Genomic DNA, 25,581 nt, shown 5'->3' with positions numbered 1-25,581 from the left:
AATTGCAGAACGCCGATGGGCGTACGCCTTTTTCGCCGTTGCCCTGAATCCACCACGGCCTTCTGTGGCGAGGGGATTTATCCCCGCTGGGCTGCGAAGCGGCCCCAAAGCAGTCAACTCAATCAATCTCTAATACCGAGGTGTCAGGTTTTAGGGCCGCTTCGCGCCCCAGCGGGGATAAATCCCCTCGCCACAAAGGCCGCGCTCGGCTTCTTTTCTCTTAACTGACTGGCAACTACTTTTCAGGCATCGGCATCGGAAACGGCATCACATTGCCGACCGCGCCGCGGGCTTCGCTGATTTTCGGGGTGCCCAGGCGTTCGACTTCGTCGATGCGCACGATCGAGTGCATCGGCACGAAGCTGCGCACCACGCCTTCGAACTGCGCCTTGAGCTTTTCCTCGCTCGGGTCGACGACCACTTGCGTGCGCTCGCCAAAGACGAACTCTTCCACTTCCAGGAAGCCCCACAGATCACTTTGATAGATCTGCTTGGCGTACATTTCGAACACCTGGCCCTGGTTGAGGAAAATCACCTTGTAGATTGGAGCTTCACGTTTGGTCATGGCTGGCGAAACACATCGGCGGGTAAAAATGAGGGCGCGAACTATAGCATAGCCACTGTTCGCGCAGCGGTAGGAACCGGGGGACTTGTTCCCTATAATGCGCGGTTCTTTGAATCACGTGATGAACCCGTCCATGGCCAAGAAGCTTTACATCGAAACCCACGGTTGCCAGATGAACGAGTACGACAGCTCGCGCATGGTCGATCTGCTGGGCGAACACCAGGCCCTGGAAGTCACCGCTCGCGCCGAAGACGCGGACGTGATCCTGCTCAATACCTGCTCCATCCGCGAACGTGCCCAGGACCGGGTGTACTCCCAGCTCGGCCGCTGGCGTGAGCTGAAGCTGGCCAACCCGGAGATGGTCATCGCCGTGGGCGGTTGCGTGGCCAGCCAGGAAGGCGCGGCCATTCGTGATCGCGCGCCCTACGTGGACGTGGTCTTCGGCCCGCAGACCTTGCACCGCCTGCCGGAGATGATCGACGCCGCCCGCAGCACCAAGCTGCCGCAAGTGGACGTCTCGTTCCCGGAAATCGAAAAATTCGACCACCTGCCCGAACCGCGCATTGATGGCCCCAGTGCCTACGTGTCGGTGATGGAAGGCTGCAGCAAGTACTGCACGTTCTGCGTGGTGCCTTATACCCGCGGCGAAGAAGTCAGCCGGCCGTTCGACGATGTGATCGCCGAGATCATCCACCTGGCGGAAAACGGCGTGCGCGAAGTGACCCTGCTGGGGCAGAACGTCAACGGCTATCGCGGCCTGACCCATGACGGACGCCTGGCCGACCTCGCCGAACTGATCCGCGTCGTGGCGGCAGTGGACGGCATCGACCGCATCCGCTACACCACCTCCCATCCGCTGGAGTTCTCCGACAGCCTGATCCAGGCCCACGCCGAGGTTCCCGAACTGGTCAAGCACCTGCACCTGCCGGTGCAGTCGGGCTCTGACCGGATCCTCGCGGCCATGAAGCGCAACCACACGGCGCTGGAGTACAAATCCAAACTGCGCAAGTTGCGCGCCGCCGTGCCAGGTATCTGCATCAGCTCGGACTTTATCGTCGGCTTCCCCGGCGAAACCGAGAAAGATTTCCAGCAAACCATGAAGCTGATCGAAGACGTGGGCTTCGACTTTTCCTATTCCTTCGTCTACAGCCAACGCCCTGGCACCCCGGCGGCCGACTTGGCGGACGAAACCCCGGAAGAAGTGAAAAAAGAACGGCTCAACGCCTTGCAACACCGCCTCAACCAGCAGGGCTTCGAGATCAGCCGACAGATGGTCGGTTCCGTCCAGCGGATTCTGGTGACCGATTATTCGAAAAAAGACCCGGGCGAGCTGCAAGGACGCACCGAAAACAACCGCATCGTCAACTTCCGCTGCGACACCCCGGCCCTGATCGGCCAGTTCGCCGACGTGCACATTGACGCCGCGCAACCGCACTCGCTGCGGGGTTCGCTCATTCAGTGAGCACTTATTCCCCTGTGGGAGCGGGCTTGCTCGCGAAAGCGGTAGATCAGACAACACATGCGCTGAATGTAAGACCGCCTTCGCGAGCAAGCCCGCTCCCACAAAAGACCGCGCCGGTCGCCGGAACCAGATTCGCCTGTTTAAGAGCTTTCGCACCCAGCCTACTGGCGTTATCCTTGATTTCACCTTAATTGCCCCTGGGCGGCTAAAAACGACCTTGAACGCACCCATCGAACCACATCGCTTTATTCTCGAGCCCTTTGAGGCTCGCCGCTTCGCCAATCTGTGCGGGCAATTCGACGAGCATCTGCGCTTGATCGAACAGCGCCTGGCCATCGAGATCCGCAACCGCGGAAACCAGTTCGAACTGATCGGCGAACCCAAGCACACCACCTCCGCGGAAAACCTGCTGCGCCGTCTCTACCGGGAAACCAAGGGGAGCGAGCTGTCGCCGGATACGGTCCACCTGTTCCTCCAGGAGTCGGCTGTCGAAGAACTCGACAACCCCGCCCCGTCGGAACCTGCCGTGGCCCTGCGCACGAAAAAAGGCATGATTCGCCCGCGCGGCTTGAATCAGCAGCGCTACGTGAAGGAAATCCTCGGCAACGACATCAACTTCGGCATCGGCCCGGCCGGTACCGGCAAGACCTACCTGGCCGTGGCCTGCGCCGTCGATGCGCTGGAACGCGAACAGGTGCGGCGTATCCTGCTGGTGCGACCGGCGGTCGAAGCGGGTGAAAAACTCGGCTTCCTGCCCGGCGACCTGGCACAGAAGATCGACCCGTACCTGCGCCCGCTCTATGACGCGCTGTATGAAATGCTCGGCTTCGAATACGTCGCCAAGCTGATCGAGCGCCAGGTCATTGAGGTCGCGCCGCTGGCCTACATGCGCGGCCGGACCCTGAACAACAGCTTCATCATCCTCGACGAAAGCCAGAACACCACCGTCGAGCAGATGAAAATGTTCCTGACCCGGATCGGCTTCGGCTCCACCGCCGTCATCACCGGGGACATCACCCAGGTCGACCTGCCCCGGGGCACCAAGTCCGGCCTGAACCATGTGATCCAGGTGCTCAAGGACGTGCCGGGCATCAGCTTCACGCATTTCATGCCCAAGGACGTCGTGCGCCACCCGTTGGTGCAGCGCATTGTCGAAGCCTACGAGCGTTTCGAGCATCGCGCCGAGGAAGAGTTGGCCGAAAGCAAAGGCAATGGCCGCAATGCTTGAACTCGACCTGCAAGTGGCCTGTGAACACGCCGCCCCCAGCGAAGCCCAGTTCCGCCAATGGTGCGAACTGGCCCTGCGCCAGCGCAGCGCCGATTCCGAGCTGACGATCCGCCTGGTGGACGAAGCCGAGGGCCGTGAACTGAACCACACCTGGCGACAGAAAGACTACGCCACCAACGTGCTGTCGTTCCCCGCCGATGTTCCCGACGAATTGCTCGACATCCCGCTGCTGGGCGATCTGGTGATCTGCGTCCCGGTGGTGGAACGTGAAGCGGCGGAACAAGACAAGACATCCGAGGCCCATTGGGCCCATCTGGTGATTCACGGCTGCTTGCATCTATTGGGTTACGACCATATAGAAGATGACGAAGCCGAAGAAATGGAAGCGCTGGAACGAACGTTGCTTGCAGAGCTGGGTCATCCCGACCCCTACGCCGGCGACGAACACTGATACATCAACCTGTAACGACAAAGGATTCAGAGTAATCGCTATGAGCGAAGATCGATCGACCAACGGGCAGAAGTCATGGCTGGGCAAGCTCACCCAGGCTTTTGCCCATGAGCCGAAAAACCGCCAGGAGCTGCTGGAGCTGCTGCGCGATGCACACCAGAACAAACTGCTGGACAGCGAAGCGCTGGCCATCGTCGAAGGCGCCATCCAGGTCGCTGACCTGCAAGTGCGGGACATCATGGTCCCGCGCTCGCAGATGGTCAGCATCAAGGCGACCCAGACCCCGCGTGAATTCCTGCCCGCCGTGGTCGACTCCGCTCACTCGCGCTACCCAGTCGTCGGCGAGAGCCATGACGATGTCATGGGCGTGCTGCTGGCCAAGGACCTGCTGCCGCTGATCCTCCAGGAGAACGGCGACAGCTTCAACATCAAGGACCTGCTGCGCCCGGCCACCTTCGTGCCCGAGTCCAAGCGCCTGAACGTGCTGCTGCGTGAATTCCGCGCCAACCACAACCACATGGCCATCGTCATCGACGAGTACGGCGGCGTGGCTGGCCTGGTCACCATCGAAGACGTGCTCGAGCAGATCGTCGGCGACATCGAGGACGAGCACGACGTCGAGGAAGACAGCTACATCAAGCCACTGCCCAGCGGCGACTTCCTGATCAAGGCCCTGACGCCGATCGAGAACTTCAATGAATTCTTCGACAGCCAGTTCTCCGACGATGAGTTCGACACCGTCGGCGGCCTGGTGATGAGTGCTTTCGGGCACCTGCCCAAGCGCAACGAAACCACGGAAATCGGCTCCTGGCGCTTCCGTATCCTGAATGCCGACAGCCGTCGGATTCACTTGCTGCGCCTGTCACCCATTGGCCGATAACCCCTGCGAGACCCGCTAAGGACACACATGCGCTGGACAACCCGCCCCGGCTGGCCCGGTAACTTGCTGGCCGTGGCGGCCGGTGCGATCACCACCCTGGCCTTGGCGCCGTTCGATATCTGGCCGCTGGCATTGCTGGCGGTCGGTTTGTTCTACGCCGGGCTGCGCGAGCTTTCGCCGCGCCAGGCCTTGGGCCGTGGCTGGTGTTTCGGTTTCGGTTTGTTTGGCGCCGGCACCAGTTGGATCTACGTCAGCATCCACAACTTCGGTGGTGCCTCGGTGCTGCTCGCCGGCTTTCTGATGCTGCTGTTCATCGCCGCCATCGCCTGGTTCTTCGCCCTGCCCGCCTGGTTGTGGGCGCGCTGGTTGCGCCGCAACGAGGCGCCACTGGCCGATGCCCTGGCATTCGCCGCGCTGTGGCTGGGCCAGGAAGCGTTTCGTGGCTGGTTTCTCACCGGGTTCCCGTGGCTGTATTCCGGCTATAGCCAGCTCGACGGCCCCCTGGCCGGCCTCGCGCCATTGGGCGGGATGTGGCTGATCTCCTTCACCCTCGCCCTGACCGTCGCGCTGCTGTACAACGCGCCCCGGTTGCTCCGCGGCGCCCGCAAAGGCTTTATTGCCGCGGGCGTGTTGCTGCTGATCGGCCCATGGGTGGCCGGCATGGCGCTCAAGGGCCATGCCTGGACCAGCCCCTCGGGCAACCCGCTGAGTGTCGCGGCGATCCAGGGCAACATCGAACAAAGCATGAAGTGGGACCCCGACCAGCTCAACGCGCAGCTGGCGCTGTACCGCGACATGAGCTTCGCCTCCAAGCGCGTCGACCTGCTGATCTGGCCGGAAACCGCGGTGCCGGTGCTCAAGGAATCCGCCCAGGGCTACCTGGACATGATGGGCAACTTCGCCGCCGAACGGCAGTCGGCGTTGATCACCGGCGTGCCGATCCGGCAACTGGTGCGCCACGAAAAGCGTTACTACAACGGCATCACCGTGACCGGCGAAGGTGACGGTACTTATTTGAAGCAAAAGCTCGTGCCGTTCGGCGAATACGTGCCCCTGCAGGACATCCTGCGGGGCCTGATCGCCTTCTTCGACCTGCCCATGTCGGACTTCGCCCGGGGCCCGGCCGACCAGCCGTTGCTGCAAGCCAAGGGTTACCAGATCGCGCCGTTCATCTGCTATGAAGTGGTCTACCCGGAGTTCGCCGCCAGCCTGTCGGCGCGCAGCGACCTGCTGCTGACCATCAGCAACGACACCTGGTTCGGCACCTCGATCGGCCCGTTGCAACACCTGCAAATGGCCCAGATGCGCGCCCTGGAGGCCGGCCGCTGGATGATCCGCGCCACCAACAACGGCGTGACCGGCCTGATCAACCCCTTTGGCCAGATCACCGCACAGATCCCGCAATTCGAGCGCGGCATCCTGTATGGCGAAGTAGTGCCGATGCACGGCTTGACCCCGTACCTGCAATGGCGCTCGTGGCCGCTGATCGTTTTGTGTGTGCTGTTGCTGGGCTGGGCGCTGATGGCGAGCCGGATGGCCAGGACGGTTTGACTCGTTCCCCCCATGTGAATGAAAAACCCTCTGGCGAGGGAGCTTGCTCCCGCTGGCCTGCGCAGTAGGCCATTTTTTTGGGGCCGCTTCGCGCCCCAGCGGGAGCAAGCTCCCTCGCCACAACAGCGATCAGCTCACTCCACGCGGTGTTTCAGCGGTAGAACAACCAATACCCCACCAGCCCCACCGCCTCGTTCATCAGTTGCCCCGACTGCCAGATCGCCTTGAACTCCGGCATCCAGCCACCCAGTGGCCGGGCGTTGTCCTGGCCCAGGAAACCCACAGGCGCCGGCACCACTTCAAATCCCGAGCGTTCGAAACTCCAGGCCGCCCGCGGCATGTGCCAGGCCTGGGTGACCACCACCACTCGCTTGATGCCGGCGGGCAGCAGGATTTCGGCGCTCATCTGGGCGTTTTCCCAGGTCGTGCGGCTGCGCTCTTCCTGCCAGCGCACGGTCACGCCGAAATCATCGCGCATCGAGTCAGCCATCAGCCTGGCCTCGCTGGGCGGGGTGCCGTAGTGCAAGCCCCCGGTTGTCAGCACGGGCAAGCCCGAAGCCTTGGCCAGCCGCGCCGCATAACGCTGGCGCTCAAGACCCACACCGGTGGGCTGGTCGGCCCCCCAGGCCGGGTCACCGCGCTCGCGACCGGAGCCCAGCACCACGATGGCGTCGGCACGCTGGGCCAGGCTCGCCCAGTCACTGCGCAGTAGCGGTGGATCACGCTCCAAGGCCTTGGCGCTCCACTGCACCACCACCGGCAGGCTCATCAGCCAGAAGCCGCCCAAGCCCACGACGAAACACAGGCGGGCCAGGCGCGGTCGTGAATGGCGCCACCACCAGGCGAGCGCCAACAGCAGCAAAAGAATGCCGGGGGGCAATAAAAGTTGTTTGATGAAATAGCGAAACGGCATCGGGCATCTCCATAGATGCCCGAAGCCTAGGTGGGTTGACGCAAAGCGACAACAGATTCGAAAAAACCTTGAATCAAAAAAAGCGACACGCGTGAATCCGGCGTTACTTGAACTGCAGTGACCGGACCTTTACAGCATCCTTGTCAGGCGTCCGGTCCTTGAGCCACACGACTTTGGCCGAACGGGGCGCATCGAGACGCTTGTTTGCCTGGGCCCCAATAGCAGGGGCCTGGTGCCCGACCTGCTCAAGGTAGGCCTTGACCAGTTCGAACTCTGCGGGGCTCAAGCCACGCAGCTCCAGCTCTGCCGGACGCTCATCACGCAAGCGACCGGCGGTTCTTGCAGCGTCCAGGGCCACCCCGAGACGATCGATCAATTTTTCATACAACTCAGGTGTAGCGACTTTTCGTTGTGATTCAACCATCCCTCACCTCATTGAAGATAAGACTCACTCCCCATTGAGAAGCTTAGCTTCGCTGGGCAAACCGGCAGGGCGCCGCGACCAACGGCCCTGAACACGGGTCATCGCCTGGGGTCGTCGATGGTCGACACGCAATCTAAGGTTTCCCTCGGTAGAGCGCGGTCATGTATGCTACGGCGCTTCCTGTAACTCCACTTCCAGCTTGGCTGGGCATCGAAAAACGCCGCATTCGGCGTCGTCTGCGCCCAGCATCGCCACGAAGAGGATTGGGCCACCCCATTCAGTACAAAAGTAGCCATGCACGAACACTACCAGCCCCGTGAAATCGAAGCCGCCGCCCAGTCGTTCTGGGACGAGCAAAAGTCCTTTGAAGTCAGTGAACAGCCAGGCAAGGAGACTTACTACTGCCTGTCGATGTTCCCTTACCCCAGCGGCAAGCTACACATGGGGCACGTGCGCAACTACACCATCGGCGACGTGATCTCCCGCTACCAGCGCATGCAAGGCAAGAACGTCCTGCAACCCATGGGTTGGGACGCCTTCGGCATGCCGGCGGAAAACGCCGCGATGAAGAACAACGTGGCGCCCGCCAAGTGGACCTACGAAAACATCGCCTACATGAAATCCCAGCTGCGCAGCCTGGGCCTGGCGGTGGACTGGTCCCGCGAAGTGACCACCTGCAAGCCCGACTACTACCGCTGGGAACAATGGCTGTTCACCCGCCTGTTCGAAAAAGGCGTGATCTACCGCAAGAACGGCACCGTGAACTGGGACCCGGTGGACCAGACCGTACTGGCCAACGAGCAAGTGATCGACGGGCGCGGCTGGCGCTCCGGCGCGCTGATCGAAAAGCGCGAGATCCCGATGTACTACTTCAAGATCACCGCCTATGCGGATGAACTCCTGGAGAGCCTCGACGAGCTGACCGGCTGGCCCGAGCAGGTCAAGACCATGCAGCGCAACTGGATCGGCAAGTCCCGGGGCATGGAAGTACAGTTCCCGTACGACGTCGCCTCCATCGGCGAAGCCGGCATCCTGAAAGTCTTCACCACCCGCCCCGACACGCTGATGGGCGCCACCTATGTGGCCGTGGCCGCCGAGCATCCGCTGGCGACCCTGGCCGCCCGCAACAACCCTGAGCTGCAGGCGTTCATCGCCGAATGCAAAGGCGGCAGCGTCGCCGAAGCCGACGTCGCCACCCAGGAGAAGAAAGGCCTACCGACGTCGCTGTTCGTCGAGCACCCGCTCACCGGTGAGAAGCTGCCGGTGTGGGTCGCCAACTACGTGCTGATGCACTACGGCGACGGCGCGGTCATGGCCGTGCCGGCCCACGACGAGCGTGATTTCGAATTCGCCCACAAGTACAACCTGCCGGTCAAAGCGGTGGTGCGCACCAGCGCCGGCGACCAGACCCCGGCACCTTGGCAGGACGCCTACGGCGAACACGGCGAGCTGATCAACTCCGGCGAGTTCAACGGCCTGGATTTCGCCGGTGCGTTCGACGCCATCGAAGTTGCCCTGATCAAGAAGAACCTCGGTGCCTCGCGCACCCAGTTCCGCCTGCGTGACTGGGGCATCAGCCGCCAGCGCTACTGGGGCTGCCCGATCCCGATCGTGCATTGCGACACCTGCGGTGACGTACCGGTGCCGGAAGACCAGCTGCCTGTGGTCCTGCCGGAAGACGTCGTACCCGACGGCGCCGGTTCGCCCCTGGCACGCATGCCTGAGTTCTATGAGTGCAGCTGCCCGAAATGCGGCGCGCCAGCCAAGCGCGAAACCGACACCATGGACACCTTCGTCGAGTCCTCCTGGTACTACGCCCGCTACGCCTCGCCGCACTATGAAGGTGGCTTGGTGGAAAAATCCGCGGCTGACCATTGGCTGCCAGTGGACCAGTACATCGGCGGCATCGAACACGCCATTCTCCACCTGCTCTATGCGCGCTTCTTCCACAAGCTGATGCGCGACGAAGGCCTGGTGAGCTCCAACGAGCCGTTCAAGAACCTGCTGACCCAAGGCATGGTGATCGCCGAGACTTATTATCGTCGCGAAGCCAACGGTGCCTACACCTGGTTCAACCCGAGCGACGTCGAGCTCGAACGCGACAGCAAGGCCAAGGTCATCAGCGCCAAGCTGATCGCCGACGGCCTGCCGGTGGAAATCGGCGGCACCGAGAAGATGGCCAAGTCGAAGAACAACGGCGTCGACCCACAGTCGATGATCGATCAGTTCGGCGCGGACACCTGCCGCCTGTTCATGATGTTCGCCTCGCCACCTGACATGAGCGCCGAATGGTCGGACTCCGGCGTCGAAGGCTCGCACCGCTTCCTCAAGCGCGTCTGGCGCCTGGCCCAAGCCCATGTCACCCAGGGCCTGCCGGGCAAACTGGACGTCGCCGGCCTGAACGACGAGCAGAAAGCCGTTCGCCGCTCGATCCACCTGGCCATCAAGCAGGCCAGCCATGACGTCGGCCAGAACCACAAGTTCAACACCGCCATCGCCCAGGTGATGACGCTGATGAACGTGCTGGAAAAAGCCGCCCAAGGCACCGAGCAGGATCGCGCACTGATTCACGAAGGCCTGGAAGCCGTGACGCTGCTGCTGGCGCCGATCACGCCGCACATCAGCCACGAGCTGTGGAATCAACTGGGTCACGCCGACCCGGTGATCGATGCACGCTGGCCGCTGGTGGACGAAACCGCGCTGGTGCAGGACAGCCTGACCCTGGTCATCCAGGTCAACGGCAAGTTGCGCGGCCAGATCGAAATGCCGGCCGCCGCCACTCGCGAAGAAGTCGAAGCCGCTGCACGGGCCAACGAAAACGTGCTGCGCTTCGTCGATGGCCTGACGATTCGCAAAGTGATCGTCGTGCCCGGCAAGCTGGTCAACATCGTCGCAAGCTAATTGGATCGGGCGCCAGGCTCGAGCCTGACGCCGAATACAACCTGCGGGGTCGCCTGGTCGACCCCCATAGGGTTCAAGGGGAGCAACAAGATGATCAAACGTAATCTGCTGGTAGTGGGCCTGGCGGTCCTGTTGAGCGCCTGCGGCTTCCAACTGCGCGGCACCGGCACCACCGAGCTGGCGATCAACGAACTGGACCTCAGCGCACGGGACGCCTATGGCGAAACCGTCAAGATGCTGCGCGACAACCTGGAAAACAGCGGCGTGAAAGTCTACGGCGGAGCGCCGTACAAGCTGGTATTGACCCGTGAACAGCAAAGCCAGCGCAGCCTGAGCTATGCCGGCGCCGGTCGTTCGGCCGAATACGAACTGAACAACGTGCTGAGCTATGAAATCCGCGGCCAGAACGATCTGGTGCTGCTGGACGACAAGCTGGAGGTACAGAAGGTCTACCTGCACGACGGCAACAACATCACCGGTTCCGACCAGGAGTCGAGCGAAGTGCGCGACGAAATGCGTCGTGACCTCGTGCAACGCATGATGCTGCGTCTGCAACAGCTGAGCCCGGCCCAACTGGACCAACTGCAACAGACCGCCGACGCCAAGGCCAAGGCCGAAGCCGAAGCGCTGGAAGCGGCACGCAAGGCTGAAGCGGAAACCCCGCAGCAGTCGCCAATGCAGATCCCGGCTGAATAAGCCTTGCGGGGCGCTCCGGCGCCCCGCTCGCCTTCTCTTATGAAGCTCGCTCCCGCCCAACTCGGCAAACACCTGCAAGGCGCGCTTGCGCCCGTCTACATCATCAGCGGCGATGACCCGCTGCTGTGCCAGGAAGCCGCCGACGCCATCCGCTGCGCCGCTCGCCAACAAGGCTTCGACGAACGCCAGGTCTTCGCCGCCGATGCCAGTTTCGACTGGGGCACGCTGCTGCAAGCCGGGGCGAGCATGTCGTTGTTCGCCGAAAAACGCCTGCTGGAACTACGCTTGCCGTCTGGCAAGCCCGGTGACAAGGGCGCCGCCGCGCTGATCGAATATTGCTCGCGCCCGGCCGAAGACACGGTGCTGCTCATCAGTTTGCCGAAACTTGACGGCAGCGCGCAGAAGACCAAATGGGGCAAGGCCCTGGTGGAAGGCCCGCAGACCCAGTTCGTGCAGATCTGGCCGGTGGACGTCAGCCAGTTGCCCAGTTGGATTCGTCAGCGCCTGTCCCAGGCGGGCCTCTCGGCCAGCCAGGATGCAGTGGAGCTGATTGCCGCCCGGGTCGAGGGCAACCTGCTGGCCGCTGCCCAGGAAATCGAAAAGCTCAAGCTGATGGCCGAGGGCGGGCAGATCACCGTGGAAACGGTGCAGGCCGCCGTGGCCGACAGTGCGCGCTTCGATGTCTTCGGGCTGACCGATGCGATCCTCAACGGCGAAGCCGCCCACGCCTTGCGCATGCTCGAAGGCCTGCGGGGCGAAGGCGTCGAGCCGCCGGTCATCCTCTGGGCCCTGGCTCGGGAGCTGCGCCTGCTGGCCAACCTGTCCCTGCAATACAGCCAGGGCGTACCGCTGGACAAAGCCTTCAGCCAGGCCCGCCCGCCCGTGTGGGACAAGCGCAAACCGCTGATGAGCAAGGCCCTGCAGCGCTATTCCGCGTCGCGCTGGGCGCAATTGCTGCTCGAGGCCCAACGCATCGACGCGCAGATCAAGGGCCAGGCCGCGGGCTCGCCGTGGATGAGCCTCAGTCGGTTGTCGCTGTTGATGGCCGGGCAGCGGTTGACCTTGCCTGCCGAGTAAGCAATTTCTTCCGCCCGCAGAGCTTTTTGTGGCGAGGGAGCTTGCTCCCGCTGGGGCGCGTAGCGGCCCTGTTTTTTGGGGGGCTGCTGCGCAGCCCAGCGGGAGCAAGCTCCCTCGCCACAAAAGCGCTTCACCTCAGATGACATTTCCTACGCAATGCAGGGACTGGACAACCACCCAACTCTGTCCCATGATTTGCCCCGCAAAACCACCCCACGAGAGATCCCATCATGAGCAAGAAGCCATCCAGGCATGGCCCCAACAAGGCCAAGTCCATCGTCGCCCAGCCCCTGTTCCGCAGCCGCCAGGAACGACCCGCCAAGGGCAAGGGCAGCTACCGCCGCGAAGCCTTCCAGTCTGACAACTGGGAGGCTTCTTGCTTTCTGGCCGCTTGAAACACTCGGACAAGCCCTACGCCCCTTTCGCATGATAAGGTCAGCACCTGATTTGTATTTCTGGACCCGTGCATGCCCTTCTGTCTTTCCCATCGTTGGCCACTGCGCCAAATGATTGTTGCCGCAAGCGTTGTCCTGCTTGTCGCCTGCGCCGAAAAACCTACCGCCGCCGACGCCCAACCACTCCCGACAGCTCCCGTCGTGACCGCGCCTGCCATCGTGCCGCCCGTGGTGCCCACCGGTGACGACTTGGTGATTGCGCCCACCCAGACCTTCGCTGAATGGCAGGCCGGGTTTCGCAGGGAAGCGCTGGCCGCCGGGATCCGTGCCGATTTGTTCGACCGCGCGTTCGTCGGCGTCAGCCCGGACATGAGCGTGATCAAGGCCGACCGCAGCCAGCCGGAATTTACCCGTCCCGTGTGGGAATACCTCGACGGTGCGCTGTCGCCACTGCGAGTCAACAAGGGCAAGAGTCTGATCCAACAGCACGCCCAGATCCTGCAAAGCATCGAGCAGCGTTATGGCGTCGATCGCGAGGCGCTGGTGGCGGTATGGGGCATGGAGAGCAACTTCGGCCAGTTCCAGGGCAGCAAGTCGGTCATCAACTCCCTGGCGACCCTGGCCTACGAAGGACGGCGCCCGGGCTTTGCCCATGCGCAGTTGATCGCCGCGCTGCAGATCCTGCAACAGGGCGATATCACACCAGAAAAAATGCTCGGCTCCTGGGCCGGTGCCATGGGCCAGACCCAGTTCATTCCCACCACGTATAACACCCATGCAGTGGATTTCGACGGCGACGGGCGCCGCGACATCTGGGGCAGCTCCACCGACGCCCTGGCCTCGACCGCGCACTACCTGCAAAGCTCCGGCTGGCAGCGCGGGCAGCCGTGGGGGTTCGAGGTCTCGCTCAACGAGGGCTTCGACTACACGCTGGCCGATGGCACGATCCGCAAGCCTGTCTCCGAATGGATGCGGCTAGGCGTTGCAGAATATGGCGGCTTGCCGATCGCCCCCGAGGACAAGCAGCTCTCGGCGTCCTTGCTCCTGCCGGCTGGCCATCGCGGTCCGGCGTTCCTGATCTTCGATAACTTCCGCGCCATCCTCAAGTACAACAATTCATCGTCCTATGCCTTGGCGGTCGGGTTGTTGTCGAAGCGCTTCAGCGGTGCGGGGTTGGTCTATGGCCAATGGCCAAAGGAAGACCTGCCCCTGAGCCGCAGCGAACGCGTGGAACTGCAAACCCTGCTGGGCAAGCACAACTACGACGCGGGCAACCCCGACGGCATCATCGGCGCCAACACCCGCAAAGCGATCCGCAGCGCCCAGCAGTCGTTCGGCTGGCCGGCGGATGGGTATCCGACGCAGCAGTTGCTGGAGGCGTTGCGTAGCCGCTGAATTGGCGTATGGCGGCTACCGCCTTCGCGAGCAAGCCCGCTCCCACATTCGACCGCGTTTACATGAAGAAACGCGATCACCTGTGGGAGCGGGCTTGCTCGCGAAGACTGACTTGCAGACGCTACATGACTAGCGACCGACCACCACATCCTGCTCCAACACCAACCGCTTCTCTCCCGCATCCAGCGTCACCAATGCCCCCATGGGCAAGGTCAGGTTCGGATCGCAGTGCCCGCTGCGCCAGCCGGACAACACCGGGATGCGCAACGGTGCGAAGGTCTGCTTGAGCAACCGGTTCAACGCCTCGAGGTCTACCCCCGCTATATCCCCTACCAGGACCCCGCGCAACTTCGCCAGGGTGCCCGCCAGTCGCAATTGAGTCAGCAGGCGATCAATGCGATACAGCGGTTCGTTGACATCTTCGATGAACAGGATCACCCCTTCGGCGTCGATCTGATAGGGGGTGCCCATGGTCGCGGCGATCATCGAGAGGTTTCCGCCCAGCAGGCGTCCGTGGGCGATGCCTGGTTCGACGGCGGTCAATGGGTAGGCCGCAGGATGGTTCAGCGCACTGCCGGCCTTTACTTGCCCACGCAGCAGGCTGAAGAACGAGGTGACGGTTGGGGGCTCCTTGTCGCCCAGGAGGTCGGCGTTGAGCAGTGGGCCGTGGAAGGTTACGAAGCCGGCGTAGCGGTTGATGGCCAGGTGCAGGGCGGTGATGTCGCTGTAGCCTATGAATGGCTTGGGGTTGCGGCGTATGAGGTCGAAGTCGATGCGATCCAGCAGCCGGGGGGTGCCGTAGCCGCCGCGCAGGCAGATGATGGCTTTGATTTCTGGGTCGGCGAAGGCGGCGTGCAGGTCGTTGAGGCGTGTGTCGTCGCTGCCGGCGAGGTAGCCGTCTTTTTCGTAGACGCCTGGGAAGATGCGCAGTTCGTGGCCCCTTGCGCGCATCCATTGGGTGGCTTTTTCGGTGTCCAGGGGGGCGGGGCCGGCTGGGGCTATCACTCCGATCAGGCCTTCTATAGGGAGAGCTGGGACTGGGTGGTGTGGGGTTAGGGCCATGGGGTTCCCGGTTTTTTCGGCGTGCTTTGTGTGTATATCCGTTTTTTGTGTAACGGCCACTTAGGGTTCCGCTCTTACAGCGGGTCACTTTTGGAAGAGCGCCAAAAGTAACCAAAAACGCTTTGCCCCACCACTCGGCACCTCGCCTAGGCTCGGTGTGCCCTCACTCCGGCATTGCTCCGTGGGCCGCCGCGAAGGGCCATCCATGGCCCAGCGCGGCTATCCCGGCATCCATGCCGGGATGCCCACTGCGCAATGCCTGCGTTCGGCCAGCGTGGTTTAACGGGGCGTCTCAGATCAAGATCAAGATCAAAAGCAAAAGCAAAAGCAAAAGCAGTCGGGGCTGGCATTTATGTGGCTGCACCACTGCTATCGCGAGCAAGCTCGCTCCCACATTAGATCTTCAGCAGACACAAACCCCTATACACCGCAAGAACCTGTGGGAGCGGGCTTGCTCGCGAAGAGGCCGACACATCCAACATCACCGCAAACTGACCCACCGCCTTCGCGAGCAAGCTCGCTCCCACATTAGATCTTCAGCGGACACAAAACCCCTATACACCGCAAAAACCTGTGGGAGCGAGCCTGCTCGCGAAGAGGCCGGCACATCCAACATCACCGCAAACTGACCCACCGCCTTCGCGAGCAGGCTCGCTCCCACATCAGATCTTCAGCGGACACAAAACCCATATACGCCGCAAAGACCTGTGGGAGCGGGCTTGCTCGCGAAGAGGCCGGCACATCCAACATCACCGCAAACTGACCACCGCCTTCGCGAGCAGGCTCGCTCCCACAATTGGATCGAAGTACGACTGCCAGAGCCAGGTCGGCTTTAAGGCCGCCTCGCTTTGGCTTTTGATCTGGGGCGCCCCGTTAACCACGATGGCTGAACGAAGGTATTGCGCAGTGGGCATCCCGGCATGGATGCCGGGTTAGCCGCGCTGGGCCATGGATGGCCCTTCGCGGCGGCCCACGGAGCGATGCCTTCGTTCAGGCATGCCGAGCCTAGGCGAGGCACCGAGTGGTGGGGCAAGAGCGTTTTGGTTACTTTTGGCGCTCTTCCAAAAGTGACCCGCCGTAAGGGCGGAACCAAAAGTAGCCGTTACCGAAGAAACGGATATACACACCACCCCAAAAATCAACGCTAAAAAATCAGGACCCGAGCAACTCAGCCTTGACCAACTTAGCCTGCTCATCCGCATGATACGAAGACCGCACCAACGGCCCCGAAGCCACGTTCTTGAACCCCATCTTGTACCCTTCCTCGGCAAACCAGGCAAAGGTATCCGGATGCACAAAACGCTGCACCGGCAAGTGGCTACGGGAAGGCTGCAGATACTGGCCCAAGGTCAGCATGTCAATGTCATGCTCACGCATGCGCTTCATGACCTCGATAACTTCCTCATCCGTCTCACCCAAGCCCAGCATCAAGCCAGACTTGGTCGGAATGTGCGGCATCATCTGCTTGAAGCGCTGCAGCAAGGTCAGCGACCACTGGTAATCCGAACCCGGACGCGCGGCCTTGTACAGGCGCGGCACGGTTTCCAGGTTGTGGTTGAACACATCCGGCGGCTCGGCGGCGGTGATTTCCAGGGCGATGTCCATGCGGCCACGGTAATCGGGCACCAGGGTTTCCAGCTGGACGTTCGGCGACAGCTTGCGGATCTCGCGGATGCAGTCGGCGAAGTGCTGGGCACCGCCGTCACGCAGGTCGTCGCGGTCCACCGAGGTGATGACCACGTACTTGAGCTTCAGGTCGGCGATAGCGATGGCCAGGCTTTCCGGCTCGTTGGTGTCCAAGGGCTTCGGACGGCCGTGGCCGACGTCGCAGAACGGGCAGCGACGGGTGCAGATGTCGCCCATGATCATGAACGTGGCGGTGCCGCCGGAGAAGCATTCGCCCAGGTTCGGGCAGGAGGCTTCTTCGCAGACGCTATGCAGCTTGTGCTTGCGCAGCAGGGCCTTGATACGGTCGACTTCCGGGGAAACCGGGATGCGCACGCGGATCCAGTCGGGTTTCTTCGGCAATTCGGTGGTGGGGATGATCTTGACCGGGATGCGTGCAACCTTCTCGGCGCCGCGCAGCTTGACGCCGGCCTCTACCTTGGCACGCGGGGCCGGACGCTCGGTGACGTCCAGCGTCGGGATCATGGTTTGCACTGCATCAGTAGTCATATCAGTCGATTCCGCCCGTGAGGGTCGTCTGCTCAGCATAGTCGAGGTGTTTGACGAGCTGCGCGCGCAGCCGGGCACTTACCTCGGCAAATTCAATCGATCCTGCGTGCTCGCTCAACTGGGTCATCGCCAGTCCCGCGTAGCCACAGGGATTAATCCGTCGGAATGGCGCCAGGTCCATGTCCACGTTCAACGCCAGGCCATGAAACGAACAGCCGTGGCGGATCCGCAACCCCAGGGACGCGATCTTCGCCCCATCGACGTAGACACCCGGCGCATCCGGCTTGGCCGCCGCCGTCACCCCATAGCTGGCCAACAGCTCGATCAGGCACGTCTCCATGCGGGTGACCAGCTCGCGCACGCCAAACCCCAGCTTGCGCACATCCAGCAACAGGTAGGCGACCAGTTGGCCAGGGCCATGGTAGGTCACCTGCCCGCCGCGGTCGACCTTCACCACCGGGATATCCCCCGGCAGCAACAGGTGCTCGGCCTTGCCGGCCTGGCCCTGGGTGAACACCGGCGGATGTTCCACCAGCCAGACTTCATCGTCGGCGCTGGTGCCGCGTTCGTTGGTGAAGCGTTGCATGGCATGCCAGACCGGCTCGTAAGCCATCGTGCCCAGCTCGCGAAAGCCCAGCGTGCCCGGCATCACAACACCATGTGCACGAAACCGGTGGCGCGCAGCTCGCTGTTGATGTCGTAGAGCTGTTCCTGACCGGTGGCAATGATATGCAACTGGATCGTCGTGTACTTGCCGTTGGTACTCTGGCGCTCGGCCAGGGTCTTGTGGTCAACGGTGGCATGTTTTTCAAGGATCGCGATGATCTTGTCCTTGAAACCCACGCCGGTGTCGCCGATTACCTTGATCGGGTAATCCGCGCAGGGGAATTCGATTTTTGGCGCCTTTACTTCGGAGTCTGTCATGGCGTAACGGCCTCGTAAGCCGTGGTAACGCACATGGCCCCGCTCCGGAAGGGAGCGAGGCCATGCAGGTCAACACTTCAATCAGTTGAACAAGCCGTAGAAGAATAGACGGATGCTATCCCAGATGCGGCGGAAGATACCACCTTCCTCGACCGCGTCCAGAGCGATCAGGTCAGCGCTGTGCACCACTTTGTCGTCCAGTTTGACTTCGACTTTACCGATCACGTCGCCCTTGGCGATGGGAGCGGTCAGTTGCGGGTTCATGGTCATGCTGGCAGCGAGCTTCTTGAGCTGGCCTTTAGGCAGGGTCATGGTCAGGTCTTGGGCCAGGCCAGCCTTGACCTGGTTGGTCGAGCCTTTCCAGACCTGGGCCTGGGCCAGTTCGGTGCCCTTCTGGTAGAAGGTCTGGGTTTCGAAGAAACGGAAGCCGTAGGTCAACAGCTTCTGGGTCTCGGCGGCACGGGCCACTTCGCTGCTGGTGCCAAAGACCACGGCGATCAGGCGCATGCCGTCACGCACAGCCGAGGACACCATGCAGTAGCCGGCTTCGTCGGTGTGGCCGGTCTTCAGGCCATCGACGGTCTTGTCGCGCCACAGCAGCAGGTTGCGGTTAGGCTGCTTGATGCCGTTCCAGAAGAATTCCTTCTGGGAGTAGATGGCGTAGTGCGCCGGGTCTTCATGAATGATTGCCCGGGCCAGGATCGCCATGTCGTGAGCCGACGAATAGTGCTCAGGGTTCGGCAGGCCGGTGGGGTTCATGAAGTGGCTGTTGGTCATGCCCAGGTCGGCCACGGTTTTGTTCATCATGTCGGCGAACGCATCTTCGCTGCCGGCGATGTGCTCGGCCAGGGCGACGCTGGCGTCGTTGCCGGACTGGATGATGATGCCGTGCAGCAGGTCGCTGACAGTCACTTGCGAACCGACCTTGATGAACATCCGCGAACCGCCAGTGCGCCAGGCGTTTTCGCTGACGGTCACCGGATCGTTTTCACCGATCTGGCCACGACGGATTTCCAGCGTGGCGATGTAGGCCGTCATCAGCTTGGTCAGGCTGGCCGGTGGCAGACGCTGGTCACCGTTGTTCTCTACCAGCACCTCGCCGCTGCTGGCATCCATCAGCACAAAGGATTTAGCAGCCAATTGAGGGGGCGCCGGCATCATCTCGACCGCGAACGCGGCCGGTGAGAGAAGCAGCGGGACTAGCAGGCAAAGGCGTTTGGCAAAGGTGGTGATGTTCATCCGTCTCTCGAAATCGCTAATGGGACTGCCCGAAGGCAAAACTAAAACAGGCAACCTTCTAACGGGCCGCCGCGTATTTAAGTTGCTCACTCACAACCCTTGCCGGGCTTTTGTTATTCATGGAGCCAACAACCTGACCCGCTCCAACCGCAAGCGGGCCTCAATCAATTACTCAGCGGTGACCAGGCTCGGCGAACCGAGGTTGGCCAGGCGCACACTGTCCTGCACCTTCTGGACTTCACCCGGAGAACCGATCGGCCCCAGGCGTACCCGATGCAGTGTCTGCTGGTTGCGCACGATCGAGCTGATGAACACCGGGGCGCTCACCATCGAGCTGAGCTTCGACCTCAGCAGCTCGGCAGCGTCCGGGTTGGCGAACGCGCCCACTTGCAGAAACTGGCCAGACGCCGTTGCAGAAGCGTTTTTTTTTGCATCGATCTGCACAGGCAGCACGGCCGCGGCGTGTTGCTGCGGCGGCGGTGTCCACTGCTCGACCGTGCCGGTGGACGCCGTCACGGTGGGCGCGGCATTTTGCGCCACTTTCGGCTCGTTGAGCATCAAAGGCGCCGGACGGCCACGTTGGGCCCACCATTCCTGCGGGTCGATGCCTTCGACTTTCACCCGGGCAGTGCCGGTTTCAGCGTAACCGAGTTTTTTCGCCGCCGCATACGACAGGTCGATGATGCGGTCGGAATAGAACGGCCCACGGTCGTTGACCCGCAGTATCACCGTCTTGTTGTTGTCCAGGTTGGTCACCCGCACATAGCTGGGCAGCGGCAAGGTCTTGTGGGCCGCGCTCATGCCGTACAGGTCGTACACTTCGCCGTTGGCGGTGTTCTGGCCGTGGAACTTGGTGCCGTACCAGGATGCCGTGCCCGAGGCCACGTAGCGCTTGGACTCGGCCATCGGGAAATAGGTCTTGCCCAGCACCGTATAGGGGTTGGCCTTGTAGGGGCCGGTGTGCAGGGTCGGCGTGGCGTCGGGAATGCGCGAGACGTCCACGTCCCACCACGGCGCGCCGTCCTTGTGGGCCCGGTTGATGTCCAGGCCCGGCGTGGCGCGCACGGCGGTGGTGTTTTTCTGGACCGGCGCGCGGCTGGTCGAACAACTGACGACCAGCAGCGACAGCGCGGCCAGCGCCACCAGCTTGAAAGGCTTGGTTTTCAGGGGTTGATAGGTAGGCAATGCCCGCATTATTTGACGCCCCGTGCTTTGACCAGCTCTTCAGACAGTTGATATACGGCCATGGCGTACATCACGCTGCGGTTATAACGCGTAATCGCGTAGAAATTCTTCAGGCCCATCCAGTATTCGGGGCCCTGTTCGCCTTCCAGGCGCATCGCGGTGACCGGCATGTCGTCACGCAGCGCATCATGACTCGACCAGCCCAACGCCCGCAACTCCCCGACGGTTTTCGTCGGCTCGATGCCCTCGGTCAGGCCCTGGTCCACTTGCTCGCCGCGCACATCGGCCCGGCTGACCACCGGCTGGCCGGGTTCCCAGCCGTGCCGCTTGAAATAGCTGGCGACACTGCCAATGGCATCGGTCGGGTTGGTCCAGATATTGATGTGGCCGTCGCCGTCGAAGTCCACCGCGTAGGCGCGGAAACTGCTGGGCATGAATTGCGGCAGGCCCATGGCCCCGGCGTAGGAACCCTTGAGGGTTAGCGGATCGACCTGTTCTTCGCGGGCCAGCAGCAGGAACTCGCGCAGCTCCTTGCGGAAGAACTCGGCACGCGGCGGGTAATCGAAGCCCAGGGTCGACAGCGCGTCGATCACCCGGAAATTCCCGGTGTTGCGGCCAAAGAAGGTCTCGACGCCAATGATCGACACAATGAACTGGGCCGGCACGCCGTATTCCTGCTCGGCACGGGCCAGGGCCGCCTCGTGCTGGCGCCAGAAGTCCACGCCCCGGGCGACACGCGCCTCGGTGATGAACATCGGCCGGTACTCGCTCCACTGCTTGACCCGCTCGGCGGGCCGGGAGATCGCGTCGAGGATCGACTGCTTGCGCTCGGCCTCGCGAAACACCCCCATCAGTTGTTCACCGGCGAAACCGTAGTCGCGGGTCATCTCGCCGACGAATTCGGCCACCTGTGGCGAGCCTTCGTATTCACCGGCCAAGGCCTGCGACGCACTGCCCAGGAAGCCGACCAGGCCGATCCACGGCGCACATCGCGTCGACCAGCCACGCATTGCTTGCATTGAACTCTTCACCTTATTCAAACCTGCGCGATCCACTTGCGATGCGTATGAATCGACATCAAAACCCCAAACGCTGACAGTAGTGTCACCAGCGAAGTTCCTCCGTAGCTAATGAAAGGCAACGGCACCCCCACGACCGGCAACAGGCCACTGACCATACCGATGTTGACGAAAACATAAACAAAAAACGTCATGGTCAGGCTGCCCGCGAGCAACTTGCCGAACAATGTCTGGGCCTGGGCGGTGATCACCAGCCCCCGGCCGATCAGCAATAAATAGATCAGCAGCAGCACGCAAATGCCCACCAGGCCGAACTCCTCGCCCATCACGGCGATGATGAAGTCGGTGTGGCTTTCCGGCAAAAAGTCCAGGTGCGACTGGGTGCCCATCAGCCAGCCCTTGCCAAATACGCCGCCGGAACCGATGGCGGCCTTGGACTGAATGATGTTCCAGCCGGTGCCCAGCGGATCGCTTTCCGGGTCGAGGAAGGTCAGGACTCGCTGCTTCTGGTAGTCGTGCATCACGAAATACCACATGGCCACCGACACCGGCACGGCGGCGGCGATCACGCTGAGGATCCAGCGCCAGCGCAACCCGCCCATGAACAGCACGAAGGCGCCGCCGGCCAGGATCAGCAGCGAAGTGCCGAGGTCCGGCTGGCGCACGATGAGGATGAACGGGATGCCGATCAGCAACAGGCTGACACATACATGCTTGAGCTGTGGCGGCAACGAGCGCTTGGACAGGTACCAGGCAATGGTCGCCGGCATGATGATCTTGAGGAATTCCGAAGGCTGGAAGCGGATGACCCCGGGAATGTTGATCCAGCGGGTGGCGCCCATGGCGTTGTGGCCCATGATGTCCACCACCACCAGCAAACCGACGCCGACGATGTAGGCCACCGGCACCCAGCGCGCCATGAACCGCGGCTCGAGCTGGGCGATGACGATCATCGACACCAGGCCGATGCCGAACGAGGTGGCCTGCTTGGCCAGCAAGTCCCAGCTCTTGCCGCTGGCCGAATACAGCACGAACAGGCTGCCGGCGGCCAGGGTCAGCAGCAGGATCAGCAACGGGCCGTCGATGTGCATGCGCTGCAGCAAGGTGGCACGGCGGCGCATCACGTCTTCGCTGGACAGGATCCGGTCGAAATTATTCTTCACGGGCCGTAGCCTCCGCAGTGATGGGGCTTGCGTATTCAGGCTTGAGCTGGCCGTGCTCATCCAGCAACCAGGCGTCCATGATCTGGCGCACCACCGGCGCGGCGACGCCGGAACCGGATTCACCGTTCTCGACCATCACCGACACGACGATCTTCGGGTTCTCGGCTGGCGCGAAACCGACGAACAAGGCGTGGTCGCGGTGGCGTTCCTGGACCTTGGAGCGGTCGTACTTCTCGCCCTGCTTGATGGCGACGACCTGGGCCGTACCGCTCTTGCCGGCAATCCGGTATTGCGCGCCGAGGGCCGCCTTGCGCGCGGTGCCTCGGGCGCCGTGCATCACCGCCTGCATACCGTTGTTGACTCTCTGCCAGTCCGCCGGATTGCGCAGGATGATGTCCGGCATCGGGTCCGGGTCCACCGGCTTCTGGCCTTCGATGGTCTTGGCCAGGTGCGGGCGATACCACTTGCCCTTGCTCGCCACCAGCGCCGTGGCCTGGGCCAGTTGCAAGGGCGTTGCCTGCATGTAGCCCTGGCCGATCCCCAGGATCAGGGTTTCGCCCGGGAACCAGGCCTGGCGGCGGGTCGCCCGTTTCCATTCCCGGGACGGCATCAGGCCGGGCGACTCCTCGAACATGTCCAGGGAGACTTTCTGACCGAGGCCGAACTTGTTCATGTAGGACGACAACCGATCGATCCCCAGCTTGTGGGCCAGGTCGTAGAAGTAGGTGTCGTTGGAACGCATGATCGCCGTTTCCAGGTCCACGTAGCCGTCACCGGTGCGGTTCCAGTTGCGGTACTTGTGGTCGTAGTTCGGCAGTTGGTAATACCCCGGGTCGTAGACCCGGCTCGACGCGGTGACCACGCCCGCATCCAACCCGGCAATCGCCACGGCCGGCTTGATGGTCGAGCCCGGCGGGTAGAGGCCGCGCAGCACACGGTTGAACAGCGGCCGGTCGATGGAGTCCCGCAGCTCGGCATAGGCCTTGAAGCTGATGCCGGTGACGAACAGGTTCGGGTCGAAACTAGGCTGGCTGACCATCGCCAGCACTTCGCCGGTGTTCGGGTCCAGCGCCACCACCGCGCCGCGCCGGCCGCCCAGCGCCGCTTCGGCGGCTTCCTGCAACTTGATGTCCAGGCTCAGGACGATGTCCTTGCCGGGAATCGGATCGGTGCGCTTGAGCACGCGCAATACGCGGCCGCGGGCATTGGTCTCGACTTCCTCGTAACCCACCTGCCCATGCAGCTCGGCCTCGTAGAAACGCTCGATACCGGTCTTGCCGATGTGGTGGGTGCCGCTGTAGTTGACCGGGTCGAGGGTCTTGAGCTCTTTCTCGTTGATCCGCCCCATGTAGCCGACCGAGTGGGCAAAGTGCGGCCCCTGGGGATAATGCCGCACCAGTTGCGCCACCACCTCGACGCCTGGCAGGCGGAACTGGTTCACCGCGATCAGGGCGATCTGCTCTTCGGTCAGCTCGAACATGATCGGCACCGGCTCGAAGGGACGCCGGCCCTGGCGCATGCGCTTCTCGAAGATCGCCCGGTCCTCGGGCGTCAACTGCAGCACTTCGACGATCACGTCGAGGACTTTCTGCCAGTCGCCGGAACGCTCGCGGGTCATGCTCAGGCTGAAGCTGGGTCGGTTGTCCGCCACCACCACGCCATTGCGGTCGAAAATCAGCCCGCGGGTCGGCGGAATCGGCTGTACGTGTACGCGGTTGCTCTCCGACAAGGTCGAGTGATACTCGTACTGGATCACCTGGAGGAAATACAACCGCGCGATCAGCACGCCAATCAGCGTCACCACCGCAATAGCGCCGAACACGACGCGACCACGCACCAGGCGGGCGTCTTTTTCGTGGTCCTTGATGCGGATCGGCTGGGGCATGAGGGCAGGATTACTTGTGGTAAGGGTGCCCGGACAGGACTGTCCAGGCACGATACAGCTGTTCGCCGATCAGGATCCGCACCAGCGGGTGCGGCAACGTCAACGGCGACAACGACCAGCGCTGGTCCGCCCGGGCACAGACTTCCGGCGCCAGCCCTTCCGGACCACCGACCATGAAGTTGACCGTGCGCGCGTCCAATCGCCAGCGATCGAGCTCCACCGCCAGTTGCTCGGTGCTCCAGGGCTTGCCGTGGACTTCGAGGGTGACGATGCGCTCGTTCGGCCCGACCTTGGCCAGCATGGCTTCGCCTTCCTGGCGGATGAAGCGCGCCACGTCGGCGTTCTTGCCACGGGTGTTGAGCGGAATTTCCACCAGTTCCAGGGCCAGCTCGGACGGAAGACGCTTGGCATATTCATGCCAGCCTTCTTCCACCCACTTGGGCATGCGAGAACCGACGGCGATCAGGCGCAGTCGCACAGCGGTCCCTTATTGCTGGTCTTTGTTGAGCTTGGTGAAGTGCTCATGGGGGTTTTCCGGGCTGTGGTGCGCCGCGCTGGCCGAACGGCTCTGCTCGGCACCGGCCCACAGGCGTTCCAGGTCGTAGAACTGGCGCGCCGAGGCGGTCATCATGTGCACGATGACATCGTCCATGTCCAACAGCACCCAGTCGCTGTCGCCCTTGCCTTCTTCACCCAATGGCTTGACGCCCTGGGCCTTGACCGCTTCGCGGACCTTGTCCAGCATCGCGCCGATCTGGCGGTTGGAGGTACCGGTGGCGATGATCATGTAGTCGGTGATGCTCTGCTTGTCACGAACGTCGATCACCTGGATGTCCTGGGCCTTGACGTCTTCCAGGGCTGCCACGGCCACCTTGACCAGTTCTTCGCCAACCAGCGCCACGCCGGTGTGGACTTCTACAGGCAGCGGGGCGCTCTTGAACGTGCCCTTGCGCTTTACTTTGTTTACGTCTTTGTCAGTCATATAAAACTC

24 protein-coding genes are annotated in these 25,581 nt (G+C 62.5%); 10 read left to right on the top strand and 14 right to left on the bottom strand.

The window, feature by feature from the left end; translation table 11 throughout:
• Positions 1–235 precede the first annotated feature (235 nt).
• Positions 236–565: a DUF1820 family protein gene (locus HU767_RS19920; protein ID WP_003185742.1), complete on the bottom strand. Its 330-nt coding sequence runs from the start codon at positions 563–565 to the stop codon at positions 236–238.
• Positions 566–698: 133 nt separating this feature from the next.
• Here HU767_RS19920 and miaB point away from each other — a divergent pair, with 133 nt between their 5' ends.
• From miaB to lnt, 5 genes are all read left to right on the top strand, one after another.
• On the top strand, positions 699–2,027 hold the full coding sequence (gene miaB / locus HU767_RS19915; RefSeq protein WP_186730302.1) for a tRNA (N6-isopentenyl adenosine(37)-C2)-methylthiotransferase MiaB: 1,329 nt from the start codon (positions 699–701) through the stop codon (positions 2,025–2,027).
• A 217-nt stretch (positions 2,028–2,244) separates the two neighbouring features.
• Positions 2,245–3,255 carry a PhoH family protein gene (locus tag HU767_RS19910; RefSeq protein ID WP_186706558.1) on the top strand — a complete coding sequence of 337 codons (1,011 nt, stop codon included), beginning with the start codon at positions 2,245–2,247 and terminating at the stop codon, positions 3,253–3,255.
• Positions 3,248–3,706 (top strand): rRNA maturation RNase YbeY, encoded by a 459-nt coding sequence (gene ybeY / locus HU767_RS19905; protein ID WP_186730301.1) that lies wholly within the window; start codon positions 3,248–3,250, stop codon positions 3,704–3,706. Before HU767_RS19910 ends, ybeY begins: the two co-directional genes overlap by 8 nt.
• 40 nt (positions 3,707–3,746) lie before the next feature.
• A complete protein-coding gene (locus tag HU767_RS19900; RefSeq protein WP_186706560.1) occupies positions 3,747–4,586 on the top strand; it encodes an HlyC/CorC family transporter in 840 nt (279 codons plus the stop codon).
• Between the two features lie 27 nt (positions 4,587–4,613).
• Positions 4,614–6,137: an apolipoprotein N-acyltransferase gene (lnt, locus tag HU767_RS19895; RefSeq protein ID WP_186730300.1), complete on the top strand. Its 1,524-nt coding sequence runs from the start codon at positions 4,614–4,616 to the stop codon at positions 6,135–6,137.
• 151 nt (positions 6,138–6,288) lie between these two features.
• Here lnt and HU767_RS19890 read toward each other — a convergent pair whose 3' ends face one another.
• Positions 6,289–7,050, bottom strand: a complete 762-nt coding sequence (locus HU767_RS19890; RefSeq protein WP_186706562.1) for a YdcF family protein — start codon at positions 7,048–7,050, stop codon at positions 6,289–6,291.
• Positions 7,051–7,153: 103 nt separating this feature from the next.
• A complete protein-coding gene (locus HU767_RS19885; RefSeq protein WP_181289424.1) occupies positions 7,154–7,474 on the bottom strand; it encodes a hypothetical protein in 321 nt (106 codons plus the stop codon).
• A 294-nt stretch (positions 7,475–7,768) separates the two neighbouring features.
• Here HU767_RS19885 and leuS point away from each other — a divergent pair, with 294 nt between their 5' ends.
• From leuS to HU767_RS19860, 5 genes are all read left to right on the top strand, one after another.
• Positions 7,769–10,375 (top strand): leucine--tRNA ligase, encoded by a 2,607-nt coding sequence (gene leuS, locus HU767_RS19880; protein ID WP_186730299.1) that lies wholly within the window; start codon positions 7,769–7,771, stop codon positions 10,373–10,375.
• 90 nt (positions 10,376–10,465) lie between these two features.
• Positions 10,466–11,071 carry an LPS assembly lipoprotein LptE gene (gene lptE / locus HU767_RS19875; protein WP_186706564.1) on the top strand — a complete coding sequence of 202 codons (606 nt, stop codon included), beginning with the start codon at positions 10,466–10,468 and terminating at the stop codon, positions 11,069–11,071.
• Between the two features lie 39 nt (positions 11,072–11,110).
• Complete coding sequence (holA, locus tag HU767_RS19870; protein ID WP_186730298.1) at positions 11,111–12,148, top strand: DNA polymerase III subunit delta; 1,038 nt, start codon at positions 11,111–11,113, stop codon at positions 12,146–12,148.
• 230 nt (positions 12,149–12,378) lie between these two features.
• Positions 12,379–12,543, top strand: a complete 165-nt coding sequence (gene arfA / locus HU767_RS19865; RefSeq protein WP_030140368.1) for an alternative ribosome rescue factor ArfA — start codon at positions 12,379–12,381, stop codon at positions 12,541–12,543.
• Between the two features lie 72 nt (positions 12,544–12,615).
• A complete protein-coding gene (locus HU767_RS19860) occupies positions 12,616–13,938 on the top strand; it encodes a lytic murein transglycosylase (RefSeq protein ID WP_186730297.1) in 1,323 nt (440 codons plus the stop codon).
• Positions 13,939–14,067: 129 nt separating this feature from the next.
• On the opposite strand, the gene HU767_RS19855 is transcribed toward HU767_RS19860, so the two are convergent.
• The 11 genes from HU767_RS19855 to rsfS form a co-directional block, all read right to left on the bottom strand.
• Positions 14,068–15,000 carry an LD-carboxypeptidase gene (locus HU767_RS19855; RefSeq protein ID WP_186730296.1) on the bottom strand — a complete coding sequence of 311 codons (933 nt, stop codon included), beginning with the start codon at positions 14,998–15,000 and terminating at the stop codon, positions 14,068–14,070.
• Between the two features lie 1,152 nt (positions 15,001–16,152).
• Entirely contained in the window at positions 16,153–17,151 is a 999-nt protein-coding gene (lipA, locus tag HU767_RS19850; protein ID WP_161798370.1) for a lipoyl synthase, read from the bottom strand.
• A gap of 25 nt (positions 17,152–17,176) precedes the next feature.
• The gene (gene lipB, locus HU767_RS19845) at positions 17,177–17,824 is read right to left on the bottom strand and encodes a lipoyl(octanoyl) transferase LipB (protein WP_186730295.1); all 648 of its coding nucleotides are present in this window, start codon (positions 17,822–17,824) and stop codon (positions 17,177–17,179) included.
• The gene (locus HU767_RS19840; protein WP_053125656.1) at positions 17,824–18,099 is read right to left on the bottom strand and encodes a DUF493 domain-containing protein; all 276 of its coding nucleotides are present in this window, start codon (positions 18,097–18,099) and stop codon (positions 17,824–17,826) included. The genes lipB and HU767_RS19840 overlap by 1 nt, the downstream gene beginning before the upstream one ends.
• Before the next feature lie 81 nt (positions 18,100–18,180).
• Positions 18,181–19,338: a D-alanyl-D-alanine carboxypeptidase family protein gene (locus HU767_RS19835; protein WP_186706569.1), complete on the bottom strand. Its 1,158-nt coding sequence runs from the start codon at positions 19,336–19,338 to the stop codon at positions 18,181–18,183.
• Between the two features lie 168 nt (positions 19,339–19,506).
• A complete protein-coding gene (locus HU767_RS19830; protein WP_186706570.1) occupies positions 19,507–20,532 on the bottom strand; it encodes a septal ring lytic transglycosylase RlpA family protein in 1,026 nt (341 codons plus the stop codon).
• Complete coding sequence (mltB, locus tag HU767_RS19825) at positions 20,532–21,542, bottom strand: lytic murein transglycosylase B (RefSeq protein WP_186706571.1); 1,011 nt, start codon at positions 21,540–21,542, stop codon at positions 20,532–20,534. The genes HU767_RS19830 and mltB overlap by 1 nt, the downstream gene beginning before the upstream one ends.
• A gap of 17 nt (positions 21,543–21,559) precedes the next feature.
• The gene (gene rodA / locus HU767_RS19820; RefSeq protein ID WP_186706612.1) at positions 21,560–22,663 is read right to left on the bottom strand and encodes a rod shape-determining protein RodA; all 1,104 of its coding nucleotides are present in this window, start codon (positions 22,661–22,663) and stop codon (positions 21,560–21,562) included.
• 31 nt (positions 22,664–22,694) lie between these two features.
• Positions 22,695–24,590: a penicillin-binding protein 2 gene (gene mrdA, locus HU767_RS19815; protein WP_186730294.1), complete on the bottom strand. Its 1,896-nt coding sequence runs from the start codon at positions 24,588–24,590 to the stop codon at positions 22,695–22,697.
• Between the two features lie 10 nt (positions 24,591–24,600).
• The gene (rlmH, locus tag HU767_RS19810) at positions 24,601–25,068 is read right to left on the bottom strand and encodes a 23S rRNA (pseudouridine(1915)-N(3))-methyltransferase RlmH (RefSeq protein ID WP_047229490.1); all 468 of its coding nucleotides are present in this window, start codon (positions 25,066–25,068) and stop codon (positions 24,601–24,603) included.
• Positions 25,069–25,077: 9 nt separating this feature from the next.
• Positions 25,078–25,572 carry a ribosome silencing factor gene (rsfS, locus tag HU767_RS19805; protein ID WP_186706573.1) on the bottom strand — a complete coding sequence of 165 codons (495 nt, stop codon included), beginning with the start codon at positions 25,570–25,572 and terminating at the stop codon, positions 25,078–25,080.
• Positions 25,573–25,581 lie beyond the last annotated feature (9 nt).

Origin of the sequence: Pseudomonas sp. SWRI179 (assembly GCF_014268705.1) — a bacterium.
In the GTDB taxonomy this organism is placed as follows: domain Bacteria; phylum Pseudomonadota; class Gammaproteobacteria; order Pseudomonadales; family Pseudomonadaceae; genus Aquipseudomonas; species Aquipseudomonas zanjanensis.
The sequence above is the reverse complement of the archived record's forward strand: the minus strand, read 5'-3'. Positions and strand labels throughout refer to the sequence as shown.

Excerpts from the sequence above, each read along its gene's own strand:
- HU767_RS19835 (WP_186706569.1), bottom strand. The coding sequence starts at position 19,338 with ATGAACATCACCACCTTTGCCAAACGCCTTTGCCTGCTAGTCCCGCTG.
- mltB (WP_186706571.1), bottom strand. The coding sequence starts at position 21,542 with ATGCAAGCAATGCGTGGCTGGTCGACGCGATGTGCGCCGTGGATCGGC.
- leuS (WP_186730299.1), top strand. The coding sequence starts at position 7,769 with ATGCACGAACACTACCAGCCCCGTGAAATCGAAGCCGCCGCCCAGTCG.
- miaB (WP_186730302.1), top strand. The coding sequence starts at position 699 with ATGGCCAAGAAGCTTTACATCGAAACCCACGGTTGCCAGATGAACGAG.
- arfA (WP_030140368.1), top strand. The coding sequence starts at position 12,379 with ATGAGCAAGAAGCCATCCAGGCATGGCCCCAACAAGGCCAAGTCCATC.
- rodA (WP_186706612.1), bottom strand. The coding sequence starts at position 22,663 with ATGCGCCGCCGTGCCACCTTGCTGCAGCGCATGCACATCGACGGCCCG.
- HU767_RS19890 (WP_186706562.1), bottom strand. The coding sequence starts at position 7,050 with ATGCCGTTTCGCTATTTCATCAAACAACTTTTATTGCCCCCCGGCATT.
- HU767_RS19830 (WP_186706570.1), bottom strand. The coding sequence starts at position 20,532 with ATGCGGGCATTGCCTACCTATCAACCCCTGAAAACCAAGCCTTTCAAG.
- lipB (WP_186730295.1), bottom strand. The coding sequence starts at position 17,824 with ATGCCGGGCACGCTGGGCTTTCGCGAGCTGGGCACGATGGCTTACGAG.
- HU767_RS19920 (WP_003185742.1), bottom strand. The coding sequence starts at position 565 with ATGACCAAACGTGAAGCTCCAATCTACAAGGTGATTTTCCTCAACCAG.
- rsfS (WP_186706573.1), bottom strand. The coding sequence starts at position 25,572 with ATGACTGACAAAGACGTAAACAAAGTAAAGCGCAAGGGCACGTTCAAG.
- HU767_RS19900 (WP_186706560.1), top strand. The coding sequence starts at position 3,747 with ATGAGCGAAGATCGATCGACCAACGGGCAGAAGTCATGGCTGGGCAAG.
- lipA (WP_161798370.1), bottom strand. The coding sequence starts at position 17,151 with ATGATCCCGACGCTGGACGTCACCGAGCGTCCGGCCCCGCGTGCCAAG.
- HU767_RS19885 (WP_181289424.1), bottom strand. The coding sequence starts at position 7,474 with ATGGTTGAATCACAACGAAAAGTCGCTACACCTGAGTTGTATGAAAAA.
- lptE (WP_186706564.1), top strand. The coding sequence starts at position 10,466 with ATGATCAAACGTAATCTGCTGGTAGTGGGCCTGGCGGTCCTGTTGAGC.
- HU767_RS19855 (WP_186730296.1), bottom strand. The coding sequence starts at position 15,000 with ATGGCCCTAACCCCACACCACCCAGTCCCAGCTCTCCCTATAGAAGGC.
- lnt (WP_186730300.1), top strand. The coding sequence starts at position 4,614 with ATGCGCTGGACAACCCGCCCCGGCTGGCCCGGTAACTTGCTGGCCGTG.
- ybeY (WP_186730301.1), top strand. The coding sequence starts at position 3,248 with ATGCTTGAACTCGACCTGCAAGTGGCCTGTGAACACGCCGCCCCCAGC.
- mrdA (WP_186730294.1), bottom strand. The coding sequence starts at position 24,590 with ATGCCCCAGCCGATCCGCATCAAGGACCACGAAAAAGACGCCCGCCTG.
- HU767_RS19860 (WP_186730297.1), top strand. The coding sequence starts at position 12,616 with ATGCCCTTCTGTCTTTCCCATCGTTGGCCACTGCGCCAAATGATTGTT.
- HU767_RS19840 (WP_053125656.1), bottom strand. The coding sequence starts at position 18,099 with ATGACAGACTCCGAAGTAAAGGCGCCAAAAATCGAATTCCCCTGCGCG.
- holA (WP_186730298.1), top strand. The coding sequence starts at position 11,111 with ATGAAGCTCGCTCCCGCCCAACTCGGCAAACACCTGCAAGGCGCGCTT.